The sequence below is a fragment of the Planctomycetaceae bacterium genome, assembly GCA_039680605.1.
In the GTDB taxonomy this organism is placed as follows: domain Bacteria; phylum Planctomycetota; class Phycisphaerae; order SM23-33; family SM23-33; genus JAJFUU01.
In genome coordinates, this window is record JBDKTA010000052.1 from 1 (window position 1) to 3,979 (window position 3,979).

Annotated in this window: 6 protein-coding genes; 2 read left to right on the plus strand and 4 right to left on the minus strand. The window is 60.3% G+C overall.

Annotated elements, in window-relative coordinates; genetic code table 11:
* On the plus strand, nt 1-295 hold a 295-nt coding region (locus ABFD92_16300; protein ID MEN6506101.1), incomplete at its 5' end, for a hypothetical protein.
* An 888-nt stretch (nt 296-1,183) separates the two neighbouring features.
* Here the strand turns inward: ABFD92_16300 and ABFD92_16305 are convergent.
* Entirely contained in the window at nt 1,184-1,357 is a 174-nt protein-coding gene (locus ABFD92_16305; protein ID MEN6506102.1) for a hypothetical protein, read from the minus strand.
* 164 nt (nt 1,358-1,521) lie between these two features.
* Between ABFD92_16305 and ABFD92_16310 the strand changes: the two genes are divergently transcribed.
* Entirely contained in the window at nt 1,522-2,742 is a 1,221-nt protein-coding gene (locus ABFD92_16310; GenBank protein MEN6506103.1) for a leukotoxin LktA family filamentous adhesin, read from the plus strand.
* Nucleotides 2,743-2,833: 91 nt separating this feature from the next.
* On the opposite strand, the gene ABFD92_16315 is transcribed toward ABFD92_16310, so the two are convergent.
* The 3 genes from ABFD92_16315 to ABFD92_16325 all read right to left on the minus strand — a co-directional run.
* Nucleotides 2,834-3,256 carry a type II toxin-antitoxin system VapC family toxin gene (locus ABFD92_16315; protein ID MEN6506104.1) on the minus strand — a complete coding sequence of 141 codons (423 nt, stop codon included), beginning with the start codon at nt 3,254-3,256 and terminating at the stop codon, nt 2,834-2,836.
* The gene (locus tag ABFD92_16320) at nt 3,253-3,564 is read right to left on the minus strand and encodes a hypothetical protein (GenBank protein MEN6506105.1); all 312 of its coding nucleotides are present in this window, start codon (nt 3,562-3,564) and stop codon (nt 3,253-3,255) included. Before ABFD92_16320 ends, ABFD92_16315 begins: the two co-directional genes overlap by 4 nt.
* A gap of 77 nt (nt 3,565-3,641) precedes the next feature.
* Nucleotides 3,642-3,979, minus strand: a 338-nt coding sequence (locus tag ABFD92_16325; GenBank protein MEN6506106.1) for a dethiobiotin synthase, incomplete at its 5' end; no start/stop codon positions are given.

The window sequence follows — 3,979 nt, forward strand, 5'->3', positions numbered from 1 at the left end:
CGATGCCTTCGACGACGGCCACCTCGCCAAACCGCGGCAGTTGGCGATAGGCGTCGAAGATGGCGTCGAGGTCGACGCTCTGGCCGAGCTTTTCGGCGGCCACGTTTGGCGCCAGCGGCTGGGCGAATCGGACAGGGGCGATCTGCGCCAGCGACTGCGTGGTGTCGGCGCAGGCGGCGAGGAACTCGGCGTCGGTGCTGACGAGGTCGTTTCGATAGCGGCGGCAACCGCTGGCGGCGGGCTTGAGGTAAAGGGGTCAGGTACCTTTTCGGGTGAGGCCATGAACGTGAGATGATGAATGGTTGAAGTTGCCGACAATTTGGCGGCCGCGGTCTCGCGGGCGGGCGGCTGCCAGACGAGCCGCGGCCGGAACTGGCGGGCCGTCGCCGAGTGGGCGTGCGGGTGCCCGATATGGCGCTTCAAAGATCACGGCTGTCGTTACAAAAAGCAATCCGCCGTGTTAAGTCAACCATAGCGTTGAATGCCATGACAAGACCCACAGTTACAGACATCCTGAGGCATTCCACTACAGTCCGAGATCTGCTCCTTTGCCCGATCATCATGACTGATGCGATAGCATCCAGCGGATGGGGCCCAAGAATAGCGGCTGCCTGTATATCTCTTTGTGCCAGTGAAACAATAGCGCTCGTGGCTTTCTTGATTGCTCGTCAGATCAATACTGCGGTTGAGCTAAATGTCGGCGCTTTGTGGGCCATATTTGCGTACATTGTCTTTATCGAGCGGACAGTCTATCTTGTGCTGGCAGAGATTGTTTACGCCAACCGAGCCCGCCTTGACGGGGCGACCAGATCCAAAGTGTCATTGACAGCGGCCTCGGGGAGCTGGCAGCCAGTTCTGCTAAGTGCGTGTATCCATGCGGCACTTGCCTCTTGCGTGGAAAGTAACAGTCTATTTTGGTCTATAGGTTTGTTCTACATAATCCCTGTCGTTTTGTGGCTGGTTGTGTGGTGTTGGAAGGTACGTAGATATATGCGCATTTCAGAGCCGGTTCAGGTTTAGCGCGTGCTGTATCGGCTCCGCAGATTCTAACAGCATAGGCCCCTTGGAGTGCGGCGGCAGCGACGCCGCCCTGGATGTTTTTTCGGACAAATCAAACCGTCATGATGCGGGGATGCCGGAAACCGGAGAATGCCAAGTTACCGACCATCTTCTGCCAGAGTCTCTATGCCTTTGAGGTAATGATTTGTGAGCCAACAACAGCCAAGGCGGCGTCGCTACCGCCGCACTCCAGGGTCGCCTTGCGGCGACGAAGATAAGCCGGGCAGTTCCTCTTTTCCGCCAGGGCAATGAGGGCATCGTAGGTCATCGTCGCGACGGCCTCGCCGGTCTGTAGCATGCCGCCGCCGTCGCGCCACGCCGCTGCACGGGCTTAGAGGGATAGCTTCCGGCATGCGAGACCCGCAAAAATAGATATCGGCCGACGGTAGTGAATATACTAGGTGAGCAAATGGGCAGCTTTGGGGCTTATGGCCTCGGTCTTGACACGAGGAGGCAACCAGCATGGTACGGCATCTCCGCGAGACGGTTTTCGTGGTGGCCCTGACGGTGGCGTTGGGTTTGGCCCAGCCGGTTTGGGCCCAAATGGTCGTCAAAGATTACCAGACGAATACAACCATCACCTCGGGGGGCAGCTCGACCCTCAACATCAGCACCAGCACCACAGAGAACAACACCGCATTCAACTCGTTTTCACGGTTCAACGTGTATGACGGCTACACGGTCAATCTCGTCCGCCCCTCAAGCGCCACCAACCTGATCAACCTTGTTCAGAACGAGATCAGCCTGCTGGACGGACATCTCAGGACCATCAACACCTCAGGTCTGGTGGCGGGCAACAGCTTCTTCGTCAATCCCCTCGGATTCACCGTCAGTTCAACGGCCCAGGTGGAAGCCGGCTCGGTCACTTTTGAGACGCCTACGCAAGAGTTTATGGCCAACTTCTTTGAAGGTTGGGCGAATCCCAGCGATGCTGCGACAAGCGCGGTCCTGAACGGCACGCTGGCGATCAACCCCAACGCCCAGATCATCCTGGACGGCGCCATCAACGCCAGCGTGACTTCTGTCTATGGCGATTGCCGTTTTGCCGGCTCCGTCAGTGGCGACTTCAGCAGCGGCTACGCCACCACGTTCTCCGGCACGGGAACGCGGAGCATTGGGGGGGAACTGCTCGCGTCAGGCCGCCTGAGCGTCGATGCAGTCACTGTCCAAGTCGGCGATGATCTGCAGATCGATGGCAGCGGCTACATTATCGCCACCTCCGGTAGTCGTATCGTTGTCGGCGGCAGCCTGGTTTGTGCCAGCACGCGCCCCGACCTGTGGGACACCCGTGGAGCCGAGCTGGTCCTGCCCAGCGGGCCTCACACGCTGCACCTGGCCGGCGGGGACCTTGGGCCTGGTGGGGACAACGGCTTCGCCTGGGGGACGCTCACCCTGGAAAGCGGCGCGGGCCTGGCTCTGATGGACGCCGTCAGTCCGGCTGGCGCTGCGCTCTACCTGGACGTGCTGGCTCTGGCCGACGGACTGGCCCAGATCCCGTCCATTACGGGCAACGGCTTCAACATCTACTACGACCCCTCAAACCCGGCCAATGCCTACTTGGGCGGCGCCAGCTATCCGCTGACCAACGGGGGCGCCATCACTCCTATTCCCGAGCCGGCCGGCCTGCTCCTGCTGGTCACCGCCCTGCCGTTGGCGATGCGCCGGCGTCGCAATGCTGCGTGAGCCGCACTGGCTGGCGGCTGAGATGCGGGCAAAGAGAAGTCGCCGTCACATCGACAAATAGGAGGACGAGGGCGACGAGGAACTATCCGAGTCAATCTGACTGTGCCACCCATTGGACGTGCTTGCCCAGCCCTTTGGCAGCGGCAAACTTGAGCAGGCGCTGATCCGCTGTAATCAGCGGGCAGTGATTCCTCATGGCAAGAGCGAGGTAAAGACAGTCATATACGGGATGGTTCGACCGCAACGATATTTCCAGCGCCGGCTCGATGAGGTCCGTCATCGCCGTTATCTCAAGAGGCACGTTTCGGATGTCGTCGAATAACGACCTCGCTTTGTCCAGAAGGATCTCGCCTCGCGAATGGCGTTTCCAGATGACATTGGCCAACTCGGCGTAGATCAGATCCGGCGCAAGCAGCGTCGCTTCTCCTTCCAGCAGTCCCCGGGCATGATCGGCGTGCTGTTCCTGAAAGAAGGCGGCGGCCACGACGCTGGCGTCCACCACGGCCTCACTCATCGCTGGCGATCCTCACGAATCAGTTCGACGCTGCTGGGAGTAAATGTCTTTCCCGCAAACTCTTTCTTCCACTTGTCCAGTATGCGGGTCACTTCCTGTTTATCAGTCCCGGCGGCTTGCTCCAGCAAGAGCTTAACTTCCCCCTGAAGCGAACGTCTGTTTCGTTTGGCTTTGGCCTTGAGGCGCCGGACTGCAGCGGCGTTCAACCCGCGAATCAAGATGTCTGGCATGATGTTTCTCCAGTTGCCGTATATCAGAATGATATCATCGTCTTCTGTTTGAGGCAAATGAAAAGGCCACTTCCCCATCCTCCTGATCTCCTCAATCCTGTAATCCCGCACTCCCTGCCCCGCTCCGAATCCGCAATCCGACCCCCCCCCGTCAGTCACAGCCCGGCGATCTGGGCCCAGGGAACTTGCGCTATGATGGTCTCTGCCGCGGGGGCGAGGGTGGCCTCTTCTACATCGTTGTCCGGCTCGTCCGTCACCAGCACGACGCGGTCGACCTTGCCCCGCAGACCGATCTGGGCGGGATTGGCGGCCACCGACGGATCGAACGGCGCGGCGTCGCCGGGGTATCGGTTGATGACGACGGCCGCAACGTGCAGCCCGGCGCTGCGGGCGGCGTGCAGTGTCAGCAGGGTGTGGTTGATGGTGCCCAGGCCCGGCCGCGCGACCACGACCAGCGGCAGGCCGATCAGGCGGGCAAAGTGGATCACCCAGA

Coding starts and splice junctions, on each gene's coding strand:
- ABFD92_16305 (MEN6506102.1), bottom strand. CDS start 1,357: ATGCTACAGACCGGCGAGGCCGTCGCGACGATGACCTACGATGCCCTC.
- ABFD92_16315 (MEN6506104.1), bottom strand. CDS start 3,256: ATGAGTGAGGCCGTGGTGGACGCCAGCGTCGTGGCCGCCGCCTTCTTT.
- ABFD92_16320 (MEN6506105.1), bottom strand. CDS start 3,564: ATGGGGAAGTGGCCTTTTCATTTGCCTCAAACAGAAGACGATGATATC.
- ABFD92_16310 (MEN6506103.1), top strand. CDS start 1,522: ATGGTACGGCATCTCCGCGAGACGGTTTTCGTGGTGGCCCTGACGGTG.